Below are 17,746 nucleotides of genomic sequence, written 5' to 3'. Positions count from 1 at the left end.
CATCGGCTCGGCAAAGCGTTGAAATGCCACGCCCGAAGGCCGCGCACCTCAACGTCGTGCTGGTGATTTCGTGCGGCTAAACTCGACTCAATGCGTGGCTAGCGTGCCGCGAGCGCGAGGCCCGCGAATCGCTCACGCCAACCTGAATTGCGCCACCAGTGATCGCATTTCGTCGGCCTGATGCTTGAGCGAGATCGTCGCTGCCGTAGCTTGTTCCACCAGTGCCGCGTTTTGATGGGTGACATTGTCCATCTGCGTGACAGCCGTGCTGATCTGGCCGATGCCTTTGCTTTGTTCGACCGAGGCGACGGCGATTTCGTTGACGATGTCGGCCACGTGCTTCACCGATTGCACGATCTCTTCCATGGTCGTACCGGCTGAACCGACGAACTGCGCTCCGTCCTTGACGCGCTGCACGGAGGTCTGGATCAGGCCTCGAATTTCTTTCGAAGCGGCCGAGGTGCGTTGCGCAAGCGAGCGGACCTCAGAAGCGACGACCGCAAAGCCGCGGCCCTGTTCTCCTGCGCGCGCTGCCTCGACCGCTGCATTCAAAGCAAGGATGTTGGTCTGGAACGCGATACTTTCGATCGTTCCGACGATATCGGCGATGCGGTCCGAGCCCGAATTGATGCCGCCCATCGCCTCGATCACTTCTTGCACGACGCCTCCGCCACGGTGTGCGGCTTGCATGGCGACAGAAACGACGCGGCTGGCCTCCTGCGCATTCCCGGCGTTGTTGGACACCGTTGCCGTCAGCTGCTCCATGCTCGACGACGTTTCCTCGAGCGATGCCGCTTGCTGCTCCGTTCGCTGCGACAAATCCTCATTGCCGGATGCGATTTCCGAAACCGCTGAGGCGATGGAATTGCTCGAGGTGTGGATCGCGTAAATCATCGAGCTTAGTTGTTCCTGCATGCGCTTCATTGAAGAGAGCAGGCTGTCCTGATTGTCCGACGCGGTTTCGACCGTGGCCGTCAGATCGTTGTCGGCAATGCGGCTCGCGATTTCAGCTGCATAGGCAGGGTCTCCGCCCAACGTGCGCAGAATGCTGCGATTGATCCAGATGGCCGCGCAGGCCAGCGCCGCCGCGGCGATCAGCAGCTCAGCCAGACTTTCATACAGCGAAGTACGAAACGCAGCGTCGATATCGTCGATATAGGCGCCGGTCTGCAGAATCCACCCCCAGGGCGCGTAAGAGGCGGCATACGAGACCTTCGGAAAGAGTCCCGTCTTGCCGGGCTTCGTAAAGGCGTATTTGACGAAGCCGCCGCCATCGCGCTGCACGACAGCCACCGTATCGTGATAGAGCGCGACGCCGTTGGGATCCTTGTAGGTATCGACATCCTTGCCCTGCATTTCAGGATGGAACGGATGCATCACGATGACCGGCTTCATGTCCATGATCGTGAAATACCCGGTGCCGCCGCCATAGCGCGTGGCGCGGATGGCTTCGATCGCGCGGGCTTTCGCTTCGTCTGGCGACATATGGCCGGCCGCGGCTTCGGCCGCGAAAGCCTTGACGGTCGCAATGCCGAGTTCCGTGGCATGAACCAGATCGTTCTGACGCTCCTCATAGCGGATCTGGCGAATGCGATAGGCATCCGTGATCGAAACGGTCGCGACAAATGCGATGCAGAGAATCAAGGGAAGCCACAGCTTTTGGCTAAAGGACAATTTCATCGGCCGTTTCCTGATTCGTTGGAAAAAGGGGTTGTAAATGAAGAATTTCTAATTCATTGAAATAACGGCGGTTTTCAATGAATCCTTTAGTCGACCGATAGATTACAAATTCTTTATCCAATTTAATTGGCGGCGGAGAGGGTGGAAGAGGGAATGGACTGACGTCGTCGAGCCGTTGTTTCGTCGATCAAACTAAACGTCACCCCACGCCTCCTCGCCTGCGCCGCTCGGCGCTCCTCTCCTTCAAACCCCGAAATAGCCCCAAATCCCCCCTTTTCTTCCCCGATCGGCTTGCGCGCAACCTGCGAAACTGACACGGTCGGAAAAAGGAAGCGGGGCGATCCGAGGCGCCCTCCGAGCCTGGCGCGCAGGGACCCGCGCGACAGGGCGGCTTCCGGAGCCCGGGCGGGGGACCGGGCTCGTCCGGCCTGAATTTCAACCTAGCGTGGGATCATTCGATGGCGTTGTCCGTTACCAGTCCAGCCATAAGCAATGCGCAGATCGATGCGCTTGCCGGAAATGTCGGCGAGGCTCAAGGTCCGCAGTCACGCCAGGTGCCGGGCACGATCCAGGTCAGGCAAGTCCGTAAGGACGGGGGCCAGCTCGCCCAGCTGATCCAGGAACAGAATCGCGAAAAGCGCTCGTCGTTCCTCCGTCGCCCGGTTCACGCCTTCAAGCCCGGCGATCCGCTGCCGTTCAATCCGCGCCAATACGCTGCCGTGCGTGCGGCGTTCAGCGGTCAGAATCGCTTCCGTCAGCATGTCCAGACGGCCGCGACGGCCACCGACGTGCTCGGGCGGGCGCTGCAGAAGTTCCGGATCAATGTGCCCGTCAAGCGCCTCAAGCTCACGACGCAACGCACGAACATCGTCTACGCACAACGCGTGAGCTCGGGTTCGCTGGTCGTGTCCGGCGACGTCCTGACCGAACAGCAAGTCGATCAGCTGAGCCAGTACATGAGCCAGCAGACGCCGTTGCTCGATGCGATCGGCGAAATGAATCTCGCCGCGGTCGAGGTGCTCGGCTTCCCGAATCACGTGCCGCCGCAGGCGCCGCCGATGGATGACCCGAATCAGCGGTATTTCATCGATGAGCATCTGGGCCGCGTCCGCTATTCAGACGTGACCGATTCGCTGGTCGATACGTCGGACCTCGAGATGTGGGTCGACGGCACCATCGATTTCAACGTGTTCGCGGTCAATGTGAACCGCTATATCCAGACCGGTGAGCTGCCGGTCAAGCCGGATCGCAATCGTCGCGGCATCTATGAGCGCACGGGCGGCTACCTGGACAACGGCTACGGGGCGAAGGTGCTCGGGCCGATCGACCAGTCGGCGATGCGGCCGCACGCGCCGTTGCGCGCGGGCTGGCAAGGCATGTGGTCGTCGTATGCGGCGATTACGTTGCTGGACGTTGATATCGCCCCGAAGGGCGAACTGCCGACCGTCGACGATTTCTGCTGAGCGGGTCCGTATCACTGGCGTGCCGTGCGAGGAGACCTCACGTATGGCTAAAGCCGCTTGACGGAATACCACGCTTCAAGCCGTGGCATCGGGAGGGCAGTGGAGCCCTGGCGACGAGCGCAACCTCCATGGCTGCGCTCTAAGCTCTGACGAAGCCTGCTTACTTCGCCGCGGCCAGCACGCGTCGCGCAACGACCACGCAGATCGCTGCGAACACCACCAGCGCAAGCCATTCCGACGTCGGCGCGAACACGCCGTTGACGATTGCCAGCGGCGCATCCTTGCCCGTAAAACCCACCACCGCGGCAATCAGCACGCCGACCAGGCTTTCGCCGACGATCAGCCCCGACGCCAGCAGCACGCCGCGACGGTTCGCGTGATCGGCAAATTTCTCGTAGTCGACATTACGTGCCTTCGCACGCGCGCGCAGCACCCGTTCGACGATCCACGCCAGCACCGCACCGAGCACGAGCACCGATCCGATCGTAGGCGGCAGATAGATGCCGATCCCCACCGCAATCACGGGCAGGCGAGCGACGCCGCCGCGCTTTGCCAGTGCCGCATCGATCACGATCAGCACGATGCCAAGCACCACGCCGATGCCGATCATCGACCAGTCAAGCTGATGCGTGAAGATGCCCGTTGCGATCGCGGTCATCAGCGTGGCTTGCGGCGCCGACAACGCCTGTGCGGGATCCATGCCGGCATGCGGCAACGCGCCCGGGAACCCATAGGCGTTGTAGAGCAGGTTCAGCACCGGGGGAATCACCGCGGCACCCACGACGCAGCCGATCAGCAGCGCGACCTGTTGACGCCACGGGGTGGCACCCACGAGCCAGCCTGTCTTCAGATCCTGCAGGTTGTCGTTTGAAATCGTCGCGACCGCGATGACGGCCGACGTCGTGAACAGCGCGAGAGCAATCGCAAGCTCGCGACCGTCTTGCGTCGCAAGCAGACCGCTCGCCTGGCTCACGGCAAGAATCAGCAGCGACACGAGGATCACCGCGACGATGCCAATGCCGGAGATCGGGCTTGCCGAGGAACCGACCAGACCCGCCATGTAGCCGCACGCCGCAGCGACGAGAAAACCGAACACCACGGCGAAGATCACGCCGCAGAGCACGAGGGTGGCGATCGCGCCGACCGAGAGCGGCGCGCTCGACAGGAACGCACCGAACGCGACGATCAGGATCGCGACGAGCACGAGCGTGATCCCGATGATCCAGTGCGGCGCGAGATCCAGCTCGGTTCGGCCTGGCATGCCCGCTCCACCGCGTGCGCCGCTGCGTGCATTTCGAATGGCCGTGAACGACGTCTTCACGCCTTCGATCATGGGCTTGGCGAGCGTAATCAACGTCCACACCGCAGCCACACCGATCGTTCCGGCGCCGATAAACCGGACCTTATGCGCCCACAAACCGCTTGCGAACGCCGAAATCGCCTGAGCATCCGTATTCGGCGTGATAGACGTCAACACCGGAACCGCAACGCCCCAGCTGATGACGATCCCCAGCAGAATGGCCAGTCCGGACACGATGCCGATCAGATAGCCCGCGCCAATCAGCGCGAGCGAGAAGCCGGTCGTCAATCGAAATACTGCGGACCCGGCGGGGATCCACGCCGTAATGCTTTCGCCGAAGATCTTGAGACCGCTGGTCCCGAACGCGAACAGGGCCGACACGATGCCGCCGAACGCAATTTCGCGCGCCCCAGCCGCATTGGCCTGATCGTCCGCGGCAGCGGTATCCGTCGCCGCAGCATGGGCGCGCGCGGTCCCGGTCGCGTCGCTTGCCGCGCGTGCGCCGGCCTTCTCATCGACGCCCTCCATCCCCGCGCTGCCGATACGCAGGATTTCCGCGGCTGCAACCCCTTCGGGGTACGGCAACTCGCTGTCGACGACCATCGCGCGGCGCAGCGGGATTGTGAACATCACGCCGAGCATGCCGCCTGCACCGCAGATCGCGACCGTGAGCCAGAACGGAAAGCCGTGCCAGTGGCCCATCATGAGCAGGCCCGGGATCACGAAGATGATCGACGACAAGGTCCCGGCGGCCGACGCCTGTGTCTGGACCATGTTGTTCTCGAGGATATTGCCCGCGCGCAGGGCACGCAGCACAGCCATCGAGATCACCGCGGCCGGGATCGACGACGAGAAGGTCAGGCCGACTTTGAGACCCAGATAGACGTTCGAAGCGGTGAATATCACCGTGATGAACGCGCCGAGAATCATGCCGCGCAGCGTCAGCTCGGGCAGGGTCACGGTATCGGGGATACGTGAGGGGTGAGAGGTCATGAGATTCCGGGAAAATAAAATCCGGTGCGATTATAAGAAAACACGCTTTGCCTCACTCGATTTGCCTCACTCAATGACGGGCGGACTCTGATGCTGACCGTGATCGCGTAAAGGCACGTCGACCATGAACAGCGACAACGCGAATCCGATGATCGACACGCCGGCCGCAGCCAGAAACACGACATGCAGCGAAGACGAGAAGGCCGTCAGATAGGCGTGCCGGATGGCATCAGGCAACTGGTGAACGGTTGAGGGTCCGAGATTGGGCGGCAACACGGTATCGGCCGGCAATGCGCTTTCAAGCCGGCTCTTGAGCCCGTTCGAAAAGATGGCGCCGAACATCGCGACGCCGACCGAACCGCCGATCGAGCGAAACAATGTGGCGCCGGACGTGCCCGCGCCCATATGCCGGAATTCAACGGCGTTCTGCACGGCAAGGATCAGCACCTGCATAACCATGCCCATCCCGAGGCCCAGCAAAGCCATATAGCTGTCGAGCACCGACAGCGGCGTGGTGAGTTCGATCGTCGACATGAGGCCCATCGCCACGGTCATGACTGCCGTGCCGGCGATCGGGAAGATCCGGTAGCGGCCGATCTTGCTGATGATGCGGCCGGCGACGATCGACGCGAAGATGATGCCACCCATCATCGGAAGCAGCTGCAGACCCGCGCCGGTTGGTGAGGAGCCCTTGGCCACCTGCAGATAGAGCGGCAGAAACGTGATCGAGCCGAACATCGCGACGCCGACGATAAAGCCCACCGCGCAGGCGATCGTAAAGACGCGTTCGCGAAACAGTTCGAGCGGCATGATCGGCTCGGTTGCCGTTCGCTCTTCGAAAACGAAGCCGTACAGCATCACGACACCGAGCGCGAGCAGCAGCCAGAGTTCGACCGAGGTCCATGGCAATGTGGTACCGCCTTCGCTCGTAAAGAGAATCACGCACGTGAGCCCGCCCGCCATGAAGAGCGCGCCTGCATAGTCGATCTTGTGGTCGATATGCCGCGTATGCGGCTTGAACACAAGCCCAAGCACGGCCATGGCGAGTACGCCGAGCGGCAGGTTCAGATAGAAGATCCAGCGCCACGAGAAGTGCTCGACGATATAGCCGCCGAGCAGCGGGCCGATGACGGTGGACAAACCGAACACGGCGCCAAAGAGTCCCTGATAGCGGCCCCGTTCGGCGGGCGGCACGACGTCGCCGATTGCCGCGATCGACGACACCATCAGGCCTCCGCCTCCGAGACCCTGCAGGGCGCGCATGACGATGAGCCACGTCATGTCCTGAACCATTCCGCACAGCGCCGAGCCGGCGAGAAACAGCACGATCGCGACCTGAAGCACGATGCGCCGGCCAAACAGGTCGCCGAACTTCCCGTAGAGCGGTACGACGATCGTCGACGTCAACAGATAGGCCGTGACGACCCACGACAGCTGCGACAGCCCGCCCAGTTCACCGACGATGGTCGGCAGCGCGGTCGACACGATGGTCTGGTCGAGTGCCGCGAGAAACATCACGAGCATCAGCGTCGGGTAGATGACCCGGACGGGGGGCTTATGCGGCACGGCGGCGTCGGTCATGTCGGTGATGTGTATAAGTGGGGTCGGGCGTGGCGCGGGCCGGAATCTCGGTGCCGGCGCGCGCCTGTTGATCAGCAATATGTTCGCCTGCTTGTGGCTCGTCAGGTTACTCGAATCGGGGGCTTCGCTTCACGTGCACGGCAATGCCGCGCCGGCTGTCGCGTCGCAGGGGGCACGCGTGATAGCATCGGCGCACTTTTTTTGCGGAGATTGCGATGACCATCGGGGGAAAAATCGGAACGCCGGGCGCAGCATCGGCCACACGCGTGATGCTGCTCGGCGCGGGCGAATTGGGCAAGGAAGTGCTGATCGCGCTTCAGCGCCTCGGTGTTGAAACGATTGCCGTCGATCGCTACCCGGATGCACCGGGTCATCAGGTCGCCCATCGCGCGTTCGTCATCGATATGACGGACCCGAAGGCGCTGCGCGAGATCATCGAGCGCGAGCGCCCGCACCTTGTGGTTCCGGAAATCGAGGCCATCGCAACCGATATGCTCGCCGAGATCGAGCGCGAAGGCATCGCTGAAGTGATCCCGACCGCGCGCGCAACGCAACTCACGATGAATCGCGAAGGCATCCGACGCCTGGCTGCCGAGGAACTCGGCCTGCCGACGTCCCCGTATGCGTTTGCCGATTCGCTCGAAGCGATGCGTGCGTCGATCGCAGGCGGCATCGGTTTTCCGTGTGTCGTCAAACCCGTGATGTCGTCGTCCGGCAAGGGGCAGTCCGTGCTGCGCAGCGAGGCGGATGTCGAAACGGCCTGGAACTACGCGATGTCGGGCGGTCGTGTGAAGGGCGGACGCGTGATCGTCGAAGGCTTTATCGATTTCGACTACGAAATCACGCTGCTGACCGTGCGTGCACGCGGTGCCAGCGGCGACATCGAAACTCGGTATTGCGAACCCATCGGCCACCTCCAGAAGGCGGGCGATTACGTCGAATCGTGGCAGCCCCAGGCGATGAGCCCGGTCGCACTCGAGCGTGCGCGTGACGTGGCAGGCAAGGTCACGGCAGCGCTGGGTGGCCGCGGCATCTTCGGGGTCGAACTCTTCGTGAAGGGCGACGATGTGTGGTTCTCGGAAGTCAGCCCGCGCCCGCACGACACCGGCCTCGTGACGCTGATCACGCAGCGTCAGTCCGAGTTCGAGCTGCACGCCCGGGCGATTCTCGGTTTGCCCGTCGATACGGAACTGCGCGATACCGGCGCGTCGGCGGTGATTTATGGCGGCCTCGAAGAGCCGGGCATCGCATTCGAAGGCGTCGCCGAGGCGCTCGCCGTGCCGCGCTCCGATCTGCGGTTGTTCGGCAAGCCGGAGAGCTTCGTCAAACGCCGTATGGGTGTCGCGGTCGCCGCGGCAGCGTCGGTCGACGAGGCACGTGAAAACGCGCGTACGGCGGCATCGCGTGTGAAGCCGGTGTCAGGTAAGGCCTGACGGCACGCCAGGTACCCGCGGCGTATCAGACGCATCAAGCCTGTTCGACGTCGCGGGCCTGTTCTGTGTCTGAGGTGTATTCGACGTCTGCGGCCATTCGGCACCTGAGGTCCGTTCGACACCCCCGGGCCGTTTGTCCATGGTTCGGGCGCCGGCGCGGTGCGGGGCAGACCTCCTGTGAACCTGCGTTTGAAGCCTCTGTCTGACCGTACTATCCATCGTCTACGGAGCAGCGCAATGTCGATTCACCAAGCCGCACGCGGGTTTGTCGGAAACGTTGCGGTCAGCGCGACGATCGTGGTGGCGATTGCCTGCAGTGCGTCTGCGCGGGCCGAGACGCCGGCCGGATCGGGTGCCGGTGCTGGCGTTGCCGCCAGCGCGGCCGGAGCGCCGCAGCAAGCGCCTAACAGCGTGGCCGTGCAGACGCAGGCGGCGCAAGCGCCCATTGCGCCTCCTCCGGGCGGAAAGATGTTGCCGTTGAGCATTCCGTCGCTGAAGGTCGCATCGCGAAGCGTGGTCACGTACCGCTGCGAAGACGGGCGTGAACTCGGCGTCGCGTACATGAACACCGACAATCAGCAGAGTTTCGCTGTCATGCGCATCGACGGCCGACACCTTGTGTTCGTCAATGTGCTTGCGGGTTCCGGTGCCCGATATACAGCAGACAAGTACGTCTGGTGGAGCAAGGGCCCCGAAGGCAATCTGTACGACGTGACAAAAGGCGAGGACGCGCCGCCGATTGCCAAGGATTGCAAGTCGGTGTCACGCTGAGGCCCGGAGGATCATCGTTGCGCGCCGACTGTCGACGGCCGACGGCCGACGGCTGAGTGCCGGGTGCGGCACGCGTTTTGCAGCCAAGGCAAGAGCATATCTGCGTCCGCTTTCGCATGATTCATTGCGGACAACTTTTTTTCGTCACGAAAACCCTCTATACGTGAGGCTTGCAGCTCGCAATGCCTGATGCGAGATGGTTCGCCGGATGGCCGTAAAATTGGCGTATCGGGGACCGATCGTGTGCCGGTGTTAGAATTACGGGTTGCCAAGTTGTGCGCGACGCGGTATGCGCGGTCCGCGCGCCCCGGCCTCCGAAAATATCTATGTCCGATCATTCTGCTCCCCCAGCCGACACGCCTGACGTGCCCGGCCAACCTGCTACTGCCGCGACGGCCCCCGCCGCGCCTGTGGCCACGTCGTTCGACGCGTTCGGCCTGGCGCCCGAGATCCGTAAGGCTATCGCCGACCAGGGCTACACGACGCCTACGCCCATTCAGGCGCAGGCGATACCGGTCGTCCTGTCCGGACGCGATGTGATGGGGGCGGCGCAGACGGGCACCGGCAAGACGGCGAGCTTCTCGCTGCCGATCCTTCAGCGTTTGTTGCCGCTCGCGAATACGAGCGCATCACCCGCGCGCCATCCGATTCGTGCGCTGATCCTGACGCCGACGCGCGAGCTTGCCGACCAGGTCGCGGCCAATGTGTTTGCGTACGGCAAACACACCTCGCTGCGCAGTGCGGTCGTGTTCGGCGGCGTCGATATGAATCCGCAGTCCGAAGCGTTGCGCCGGGGCGTTGAAATCCTGATCGCGACGCCGGGCCGCTTGCTCGATCACGTTCAGCAAAAGACCGCGAATCTGGGCCAGGTGCAGATGCTCGTGCTCGATGAAGCGGACCGCATGCTCGATATGGGCTTCTTGCCCGACTTGCAGCGCATTCTGAATCTGTTGCCCGATTCGCGTCAGACGTTGTTGTTCTCCGCGACGTTCTCGAACGAAATCAAGAAGCTCGCAAGCAGCTATCTGCGCAACCCGCAGACGATCGAGACAGCCGTGCGCAACTCGACGGCGACGAACGTTACGCAATTGCTGTTCGAGGTGAACGAGGGCGACAAGACGAGCGCGGTGATCCAGCTGATCCGCGAACGCAACCTCAAGCAGGTCATCGTGTTCTGCAACAGCAAGATCGGCGCGAGCCGGCTTGCGCGTCAGATCGAAAAGGCGGGCATTCTCGCATCGGCGATTCACGGCGATCGGTCGCAATCCGAGCGCATGCAGGCGCTCGATGCGTTCAAGCGCAACGAGATCGAAGCGCTGGTTGCGACGGACGTTGCGGCACGCGGGCTCGATATTGCTGAACTGCCGGCGGTCATCAACTTCGATTTGCCGTTCAATGCGGAAGATTACGTGCACCGGATCGGTCGTACCGGTCGAGCGGGTGCGTCGGGCGATGCGCTGTCGCTGTGCAGCCCCAATGAGCGCAAGCAGCTCGCCGATATCGAGAAGCTGATCAAGCGTCCGCTCGATCGCGGCACGCTGGTGGTCGAGTCGGCTCCGGCGCGTGAAGAGCGCGATCGCCCCCCGCGTCGTCGGGATGAGAGTGAGCACAGCGGCCGTCGTGAGCGCACGCGCTTCGACGACGACAACGGTCGTCGCCGTCCGGCAGACCGGCCGCGCTTCCAGCCGGCGCCGATCGTGCACGACGACATCTTCTACAAGCCGTATGTGCCGTCGCCGAGCGCGACCCAGTCCGACGAGGCCCCGGCGGCCGAACCCGAACGCAAGGCGCCGAAGCGCCAGGTGGCTGCGCTGCTCGGCGGTCTGCCGCGCAAGACGTCGGGAAATTGATGTCGGAGGCCGCTCTTGCGGCCGGATCGCCGCCGTATGCGAGGTCAGGCGCGCCTGACTCGCTGCTCACCCCACTCAGCGATCGCCTTTTCGTAGAACTCTGACACCGAACGGCTTGTTGCGCTTTGCATCAAGCCGAGGTGTCGCGCTGCCCTTGATAGGGCGACAAGCGGATGTTCGTCGTCGATCGCCTCAGCCAGCGTCTGCTTGCTGAGTTTCTCTCCATTCGCATCAGTGACCACCGGCACGTGAAGATAGCGCGGCGCCGGTAGCCCGAGGCACGCCTGAAGATAGATCTGGCGTGCCGTCGAATCGAGGAGGTCCTCGCCGCGAACGATATCGGTGATGCCCGACCATCCGTCGTCGACCACGACGGCGAGCTGATACGCCCACTGCCCATCGGCACGTTTGAGTACGAAGTCACCGACCTCCGTCGCGAGATCCTGCTGCTGCGAACCTTGCCAGCGATCGTTGAAGCGGATGATGGCTGCATCGCCGTCAGGCACGCGCAAGCGCCATGCGCGAGGCGCCTTGCCATGCAGGCCATCGCGGCATGTACCGGGGTAGGCGAGGGTGCGATGCCGTTCGCGCAGATCGGTGAGCGAATCCGCGATCTCCTTGCGCGTGCATCCGCACGGATAGACCTGCCCGTCGGCGATCAGCCGGTCGAGTGCGTGTTGGTACGCGTCGGTCCGATCGGTCTGCCAGACAGGCGGTTCGTCGGCATGCATGCCGAAGCGTTCGAGCGTGGTGAGAATGGACTGTGCGGCGCCAGGGACCGTGCGGGGACCGTCGATGTCTTCGACGCGTATGAGCCATCGTCCGTGATGTGCTTTTGCGTCCAGGTAGCTCGCCAGCGCGCTGACCAGCGAACCCGCATGCAGCGGGCCGGTCGGCGACGGCGCGAATCGGCCGCAGTAGCCGGCAGCGCCGGTCACGTTCAGGCGAGTGCGGCGTCGCCAGACGGGCGGGTCGCGCCGGCGCGAGGCGATTGCGACGTCAGGGTGCCCGAGGCGTCTGCATGGCTCGATCGTCCCGCCGGGCGGCCCTGATTCGCGAGCGATTCACGGTTCGTGGCGTAGCACGACGGGCAGTATTCGCCGGCCTTGTACTCAGCGGTTTGCTGTGCGGCGACATCGACCACCGCACGGCATGCGAAGCACTGCGTCGTCGCTGCGGGCTCGAGCGCCGGAGTCAGCGCGGTCCGGTAGTCGAACACGAAGCAGTCGCCGTCGTAGTGCTCGCCGCCCACTTCCTCGAAGTACTTGAGAATGCCGCCTTCGAGCTGGTAGACGTGGTCGATGCCGACGTTCTCCATATGGATCGCGGCCTTCTCGCAACGGATTCCGCCTGTGCAGAACGACACGATCGTCTTGCCTTCGAAATCGGCGCGATGATCGGCAACGACCTGCGGAAACTGGCTGAACTTGGTGATCCGGTAGTCGACCGCCTTCTGGAACGTGCCGACGTCGACCTCGAACGCATTGCGCGTATCGAGCATCACGACTTCACGGCCTGCATCATCGATTCCCGCATCGAGCCAGCGCTTGAGCGTGCGGGCATCGACCGCCGGCGCACGACCCGCTTCGGGCCGGATGGCCGGCGAGTTCATCGTAATGATTTCCCGCTTGAGCTTCACGAGCATGCGACGGAACGGCTGCTTGTCCGAGTGACTGACCTTGACCTCGAGATCCGCAAACTTGCCTTCGAACAGCGCATCGCCGCGCAGATAGGCGAGAAACGCATCGGTGGCCTCGGCCGGCCCCGCGAGGAACAGATTGATGCCCTCGGGCGCGAGCAGGATCGTGCCGCGCAGGCCGAGCGCATCGCAGCGCGCGCGCAGCGGTTCGCGCCAGTCGGCGGTCGACGCGATCGAGACGAATTTATAGGCGGCCAGGTTGACGATGCTCATGATGCGGGATGCTGAATCGGTAAATATGGGGTCGCATGCGTTCGCCGCACGCGAAACGCGTATTATCGCCGATCGGGCGCGTCGTCGCCCGAATTGCGCCAGGCGTCGTGCACGCCGGCTGATCCCCGGAGGCCATAGGGCTTTTCGACCCGGCGCCCGGCGGGTCCGGCACCGGTGCAAGTCAAGCGATTTCGTGAGCGGAATCACGTAACGGTGGCTGCCATCGAGACGGTACAATCGCCGTCATGTCTTCCCCACGCTTCGTTCATCTTCGCCTCCACTCCGAGTTCTCGATCGCCGACGGTGTCGTGCGCATTGACGACGCCGTGGAGGCCGCCGCGAAGGACGGTCAGGGCGCACTCGCGCTGACCGACCTCGCGAATGCGTTCGGCCTTGTGCGCTTCTACAAGGAAGCCCGCGGCAAGGGCATCAAACCGATTGTCGGCTGCGACGTCTGGGTCATGAATCCCGACGACCGCGACAAACCGGGCCGCCTGCTGCTGCTCGTCAAGGACAAGGTCGGCTACCTGAATCTGTGCGAGTTGCTTTCGAAGGCCTGGCTCACAAATCAGTATCGCGGCCGTGCCGAGATCGACGTGAGCTGGCTCGAGAGTGGTCTTGCCGAAGGCCTGCTTGCGCTGTCCGGCGCACAGCAGGGCGACATCGGCCTCGCGTTCGCCGCGGGCAATCACGATGCCGCGCGTCGTCATGCGCAGCGCTGGTCGCAGATCTTCCCCGGCGGCTTCTACATCGAAGTCCAGCGTGCGGGCTTGCCGGGTAGCGAGCCGTACCTGGCCGATGCGGTACGCCTTGCGGCCGAATTGCGGCTGCCGGTCGTCGCGACGCATCCGACGCAGTTCATGACCGCCGACGATTTCACGGCGCACGAAGCGCGCGTGTGCATTTCCGAGGGCGACATCCTCGCGAATCCGCGTCGCCAGAAGCGCTTCACGACCGACCAGTATTTCCGCACGCAGGACGAGATGGCCGCGCTGTTCGCGGACTTGCCGTCGGCCGTCGCGAATACGGTCGAAATCGCCAAGCGCTGCAATATCACGCTTGAACTCGGTAAGCCGAAGCTCCCGCTGTTCCCGACACCCGATGGCATGTCGCTCGACGACTACCTCGTGCAGTTGTCGAAGGAGGGGCTTGAAAAGCGCCTCGAACAGCTGTTCCCGAACGTCGAGGAACGTGACTCGAAGCGCGAGTCGTACTACGCGCGGCTCGAGTTCGAGTGCGGCACGATCATCAAGATGGGCTTCCCGGGCTACTTCCTGATCGTTGCGGACTTTATCAACTGGGCGAAAAACAATGGCGTGCCGGTCGGTCCGGGCCGGGGTTCGGGTGCGGGTTCGCTCGTGGCCTACGCACTCGGCATTACCGACCTCGATCCGCTCAAGTACAACCTGCTGTTCGAACGGTTCCTGAATCCGGAACGGGTGTCGATGCCTGACTTCGACATCGACTTCTGCCAGCACGGCCGCGATCGCGTGATCCAGTACGTCAAGCAGAAGTACGGCGCCGATGCGGTGTCGCAGATCGCGACGTTCGGTACGATGGCCGCGAAGGCAGCCGTGCGCGATATCGGCCGCGTGCTCGATCTCGGCTACAACTTCACGGACGGCGTCGCCAAGCTGATCCCGTTCAAGCCGGGCAAACTCGTCACGATCGACGACGCGCTCAAGGAAGAGCCCACGCTCGCCGAGCGCCGCGAGAACGAAGACGAAGTGCGTCAGTTGCTCGAGCTCGCGCAGCGCGTCGAAGGGCTCACGCGTAACGTCGGCATGCACGCCGGGGGCGTGTTGATCGCCCCGGGCAAGCTCACGGATTTCTGCCCGCTCTACACGCAGGGCGAAGACGGCGGCACGGTCAGCCAGTACGACAAGGACGACGTCGAAGCCGTCGGCCTCGTGAAGTTCGACTTTCTGGGTCTGACCACGCTGACCATTCTCGATTGGGCCGAACGGTATATCCGCCGGCTCGATCCGTCGAAGGCCGACTGGAATCTCTCGCAGACCCCGCTCGACGATCCCGCGTCGTTCACGATCCTCAAGAAGGCCAATACGGTCGCCGTGTTCCAGCTCGAAAGCCGCGGCATGCAGGGCATGCTGAAGGACGCGCAGCCGGACCGCTTCGAAGACATCATCGCGCTCGTGGCACTGTATCGCCCGGGTCCGATGGACCTGATTCCGAGCTTCTGTGCGCGTAAGCACGGCCGTGAAGTCGTCGAATACCCGGATCCGCGTGTCGAGCCGGTGCTCAAGGAGACCTATGGGATCATGGTCTACCAGGAGCAGGTCATGCAGATGGCGCAGATCGTCGGCGGCTACTCGCTGGGCGGCGCCGACTTGCTGCGCCGGGCCATGGGCAAGAAGAAGGCCGAGGAAATGGCCAAGCACCGCGAGATGTTCCGCGACGGTGCGGCCAAGAATGGTCTGTCGGGCGACAAGGCCGACGAAATCTTCGACTTGATGGAGAAGTTCGCGGGCTACGGCTTCAACAAGTCGCACGCGGCCGCATACGCTTTGCTCGCGTATTACACCGCGTGGCTCAAGGCCCATCATCCCGCCGAGTTCATGGCCGCGAATATGACGCTGGCGATGGACGACACGGACAAGGTCAAGATTCTGTACGAAGACTGTCTGGTCAACGGCATGGCCATCCTGCCGCCCGATATCAACCAGTCGGCGTATCGATTCGAGCCGGTCGGCGAGGCCGATGGCAGTCGCGCGAAGACCATTCGTTACGGCCTGGGTGCGGTCAAGGGCAGCGGCCAGAGCGCGATCGAAGAAATTCTGCGTGCACGCGAAGACGGTCCGTTCAAGGATCTCTACGACTTCTGTTCGCGCATCGATCGCCGCGTCGTCAATCGACGCACGATCGAAGCGATGATTCGCGCCGGTGCGTTCGATTCGCTCAATGCGAATCGAGCACAGTTGCTTGCATCCGTTGCGCTCGCGATGGAAGCGGCGGAACAGGTTGATGCGAACAAGATGCAGGGCGGTTTGTTCGAGATGGACGATGCAGGCGACGGTGGCATGGCCGCGCATACGCTCGTCGACGAACCGGCCTGGCCTGACAAACGGCGCCTGCAGGAAGAGAAGATTGCACTGGGCTTCTTCGTTTCGGGCCACTTGTTCGATGCGTATCGCACGGAGATGCGGCAGTTCGTTCGCACGAAGCTGTCGGACTTGACCGAAGGCCGCGACAAGCTGGTCGCGGGCGTGATCACAAGCCTGCGCACGCAGATGACCCAGCGCGGCAAGATGATCATCGCGCTCCTCGACGATGGCACCGCGCAGGTCGAGGCCACGATCTTCAACGAGACCTACGAGGCGAACAAGGCGCTCTTCAAGGAAGACGAGTTGCTGGTTGTTCAGGGGATGGCACGGAACGACGCATTCACGGGCGGCCTGCGATTTACGGTCGATACCGTGATGGATCTCGAACGCGCCCGTTCGCGCTATGCACGCTCCGTACGTCTGTCGATCAACGGCACCGCGGATGCGCGCTTGCTTCGCACTTTGCTCGAGGCCCATCGCGCAACCGATCCTCCGCCTGATCCTGCGGCACTCGAAGCAGCACGTGCATCCGCGCAAAGCGCGCGCGGCAATGGCTTTTCGGGTGGCAACGGCAACGGGTTTGGCGGTCCGCGTCGTGGCGCGCCGCGAGATACGACGCCGGTGCGCAGCAGTCTGCCGGTCAGTGTCTACTACCGCAGCGATACGGCAGAGAGCGAGGTCGTGCTCGGCGATGCATGGCGCGTCAAGCCGTCGGATTCGCTACTGCTCGAACTGCAGAGTGAACTCGCGGGCGGGTCGGTGCAGATCGTCTACTAGCGCGGTGTGCGGCTTAGATGCGCAAGCTTGAGAAACCGGTAATAGACGGTTTGCGCATTGAACGCGGCGATCATATAGCCGGCCTTGCCATCGAGAAATCCGCGCCGCAGCAGATAGGTCCGGATAAAGGCCCATGCGCCACGTGCGACGGCCTTGCCGAAACTGCCGGACTGCCCCGCCTTGTGGCGCTGTTCGGCGCCTGCGGTCGAATAGGCGTCGAGCTTGCGCAACACGCTTTCGACGTCCTCGTACGAGTAGTGCATGAGCTTGCCCGAGAGCCGTTTCACCGGCAGGTCGAAGACGAGTCGCTCGTGAACCAGGTCGTCCGAGAACCACGCATCGCCGCGCCGGAACAGCCTCGGGATCCAGTCGGGGTACCAGCCGCTGTGATGGATCCATTCGCCGCAGAAGCTTGACAGGCGGTCGACCGCATACATGAAGGGTTCGGGGCGCGCGATCGCGTCGCGGATCGACGCGGCGAGTTCGGGCGACACGATTTCATCCGAATCGATCGACAACACCCAGGTGGTGCCGAGCGCGTCGAGCGCGCGGTTCTTCTGCGGACCAAAGCCCGGCCAGTCTTGCGTTTCGATCACGCGCGCGCCATGCGCATGCGCGATGTCGAGGGTCGCGTCCGTGCTGCCGCTATCAACGATGACGATTTCATCGGCGAAGCGAACCGCCTGCAGGCATTCGTCGAGCCGGCGGGCAGCGTTTTTCGTGATGATGGCGACGCCAAGCGTGGTGGCATTCATGCAGGACGGGGAGGGCGGTGGCCCGAAGCGGTGGGGAATGGTGTCCGGGAAGTATACACAGCGTCGTGCGCGCGCCATCACCTGAATGGAAACTGCGCCGCTGTGCATAACGTCGGGGCATCGGCCCGAACGTTTACAATGTCGAATTCCCTGAAATCCGTCCGTCGGG

At 63.2% G+C, this 17,746-nt stretch carries 11 protein-coding genes; 5 read left to right on the top strand and 6 right to left on the bottom strand.

The genetic code is table 11. The features are described from left to right. Positions 1 to 132: 132 nt before the first annotated feature. A complete protein-coding gene (locus ACMFWR_RS15100) occupies positions 133 to 1,680 on the bottom strand; it encodes a methyl-accepting chemotaxis protein (protein WP_413192422.1) in 1,548 nt (515 codons plus the stop codon). 458 nt (positions 1,681 to 2,138) lie between these two features. On the opposite strand from ACMFWR_RS15100, the gene ACMFWR_RS15095 reads away from it, so the two are divergent. Continuing rightward, on the top strand, positions 2,139 to 3,143 hold the full coding sequence (locus tag ACMFWR_RS15095; protein WP_413192421.1) for a hypothetical protein: 1,005 nt from the start codon (positions 2,139 to 2,141) through the stop codon (positions 3,141 to 3,143). Between the two features lie 160 nt (positions 3,144 to 3,303). Here the strand turns inward: ACMFWR_RS15095 and ACMFWR_RS15090 are convergent, their stop codons facing one another. Both ACMFWR_RS15090 and ACMFWR_RS15085 read right to left on the bottom strand, forming a co-directional pair. Beyond that, positions 3,304 to 5,436: an OPT family oligopeptide transporter gene (locus ACMFWR_RS15090; protein WP_413192420.1), complete on the bottom strand. Its 2,133-nt coding sequence runs from the start codon at positions 5,434 to 5,436 to the stop codon at positions 3,304 to 3,306. Between the two features lie 66 nt (positions 5,437 to 5,502). Then, positions 5,503 to 7,017: an MDR family MFS transporter gene (locus ACMFWR_RS15085; RefSeq protein ID WP_413192419.1), complete on the bottom strand. Its 1,515-nt coding sequence runs from the start codon at positions 7,015 to 7,017 to the stop codon at positions 5,503 to 5,505. A 215-nt stretch (positions 7,018 to 7,232) separates the two neighbouring features. Here ACMFWR_RS15085 and purT point away from each other — a divergent pair, with 215 nt between their 5' ends. From purT to ACMFWR_RS15070, 3 genes are all read left to right on the top strand, one after another. After that, positions 7,233 to 8,450, top strand: a complete 1,218-nt coding sequence (gene purT / locus ACMFWR_RS15080; protein WP_413192418.1) for a formate-dependent phosphoribosylglycinamide formyltransferase — start codon at positions 7,233 to 7,235, stop codon at positions 8,448 to 8,450. A gap of 237 nt (positions 8,451 to 8,687) precedes the next feature. Continuing rightward, entirely contained in the window at positions 8,688 to 9,221 is a 534-nt protein-coding gene (locus ACMFWR_RS15075; RefSeq protein WP_413192417.1) for an MliC family protein, read from the top strand. A gap of 326 nt (positions 9,222 to 9,547) precedes the next feature. Continuing rightward, a complete protein-coding gene (locus tag ACMFWR_RS15070) occupies positions 9,548 to 11,071 on the top strand; it encodes a DEAD/DEAH box helicase (RefSeq protein ID WP_413192416.1) in 1,524 nt (507 codons plus the stop codon). Positions 11,072 to 11,115: 44 nt separating this feature from the next. Here ACMFWR_RS15070 and gluQRS read toward each other — a convergent pair whose 3' ends face one another. Then, a complete protein-coding gene (gene gluQRS / locus ACMFWR_RS15065; RefSeq protein WP_413192415.1) occupies positions 11,116 to 12,009 on the bottom strand; it encodes a tRNA glutamyl-Q(34) synthetase GluQRS in 894 nt (297 codons plus the stop codon). 2 nt (positions 12,010 to 12,011) lie between these two features. Continuing rightward, a complete protein-coding gene (locus ACMFWR_RS15060; protein ID WP_413192414.1) occupies positions 12,012 to 12,983 on the bottom strand; it encodes a sulfurtransferase in 972 nt (323 codons plus the stop codon). Positions 12,984 to 13,228: 245 nt separating this feature from the next. Between ACMFWR_RS15060 and dnaE the strand changes: the two genes are divergently transcribed. Next, positions 13,229 to 16,822 (top strand): DNA polymerase III subunit alpha, encoded by a 3,594-nt coding sequence (gene dnaE, locus ACMFWR_RS15055; RefSeq protein ID WP_413192413.1) that lies wholly within the window; start codon positions 13,229 to 13,231, stop codon positions 16,820 to 16,822. On the opposite strand, the gene ACMFWR_RS15050 is transcribed toward dnaE, so the two are convergent. Next, on the bottom strand, positions 16,819 to 17,577 hold the full coding sequence (locus ACMFWR_RS15050) for a glycosyltransferase family 2 protein (RefSeq protein ID WP_413192412.1): 759 nt from the start codon (positions 17,575 to 17,577) through the stop codon (positions 16,819 to 16,821). The genes dnaE and ACMFWR_RS15050 overlap by 4 nt on opposite strands. Positions 17,578 to 17,746: the final 169 nt, after the last annotated feature.

The organism is Pararobbsia alpina, from assembly GCF_965118125.1.
Taxonomy (GTDB): domain Bacteria; phylum Pseudomonadota; class Gammaproteobacteria; order Burkholderiales; family Burkholderiaceae; genus Pararobbsia; species Pararobbsia alpina_A.
This window is presented reverse-complemented; position numbering and strand designations above follow the sequence as displayed.

What these genes read in the sequence shown, in the direction of transcription:
- ACMFWR_RS15100 (WP_413192422.1), bottom strand. Translation starts at nt 1,680, where the DNA reads ATGAAATTGTCCTTTAGCCAAAAGCTGTGGCTTCCCTTGATTCTCTGC.
- ACMFWR_RS15095 (WP_413192421.1), top strand. Translation starts at nt 2,139, where the DNA reads ATGGCGTTGTCCGTTACCAGTCCAGCCATAAGCAATGCGCAGATCGAT.
- ACMFWR_RS15090 (WP_413192420.1), bottom strand. Translation starts at nt 5,436, where the DNA reads ATGACCTCTCACCCCTCACGTATCCCCGATACCGTGACCCTGCCCGAG.
- ACMFWR_RS15085 (WP_413192419.1), bottom strand. Translation starts at nt 7,017, where the DNA reads ATGACCGACGCCGCCGTGCCGCATAAGCCCCCCGTCCGGGTCATCTAC.
- purT (WP_413192418.1), top strand. Translation starts at nt 7,233, where the DNA reads ATGACCATCGGGGGAAAAATCGGAACGCCGGGCGCAGCATCGGCCACA.
- ACMFWR_RS15075 (WP_413192417.1), top strand. Translation starts at nt 8,688, where the DNA reads ATGTCGATTCACCAAGCCGCACGCGGGTTTGTCGGAAACGTTGCGGTC.
- ACMFWR_RS15070 (WP_413192416.1), top strand. Translation starts at nt 9,548, where the DNA reads ATGTCCGATCATTCTGCTCCCCCAGCCGACACGCCTGACGTGCCCGGC.
- ACMFWR_RS15060 (WP_413192414.1), bottom strand. Translation starts at nt 12,983, where the DNA reads ATGAGCATCGTCAACCTGGCCGCCTATAAATTCGTCTCGATCGCGTCG.
- dnaE (WP_413192413.1), top strand. Translation starts at nt 13,229, where the DNA reads ATGTCTTCCCCACGCTTCGTTCATCTTCGCCTCCACTCCGAGTTCTCG.
- ACMFWR_RS15050 (WP_413192412.1), bottom strand. Translation starts at nt 17,577, where the DNA reads ATGAATGCCACCACGCTTGGCGTCGCCATCATCACGAAAAACGCTGCC.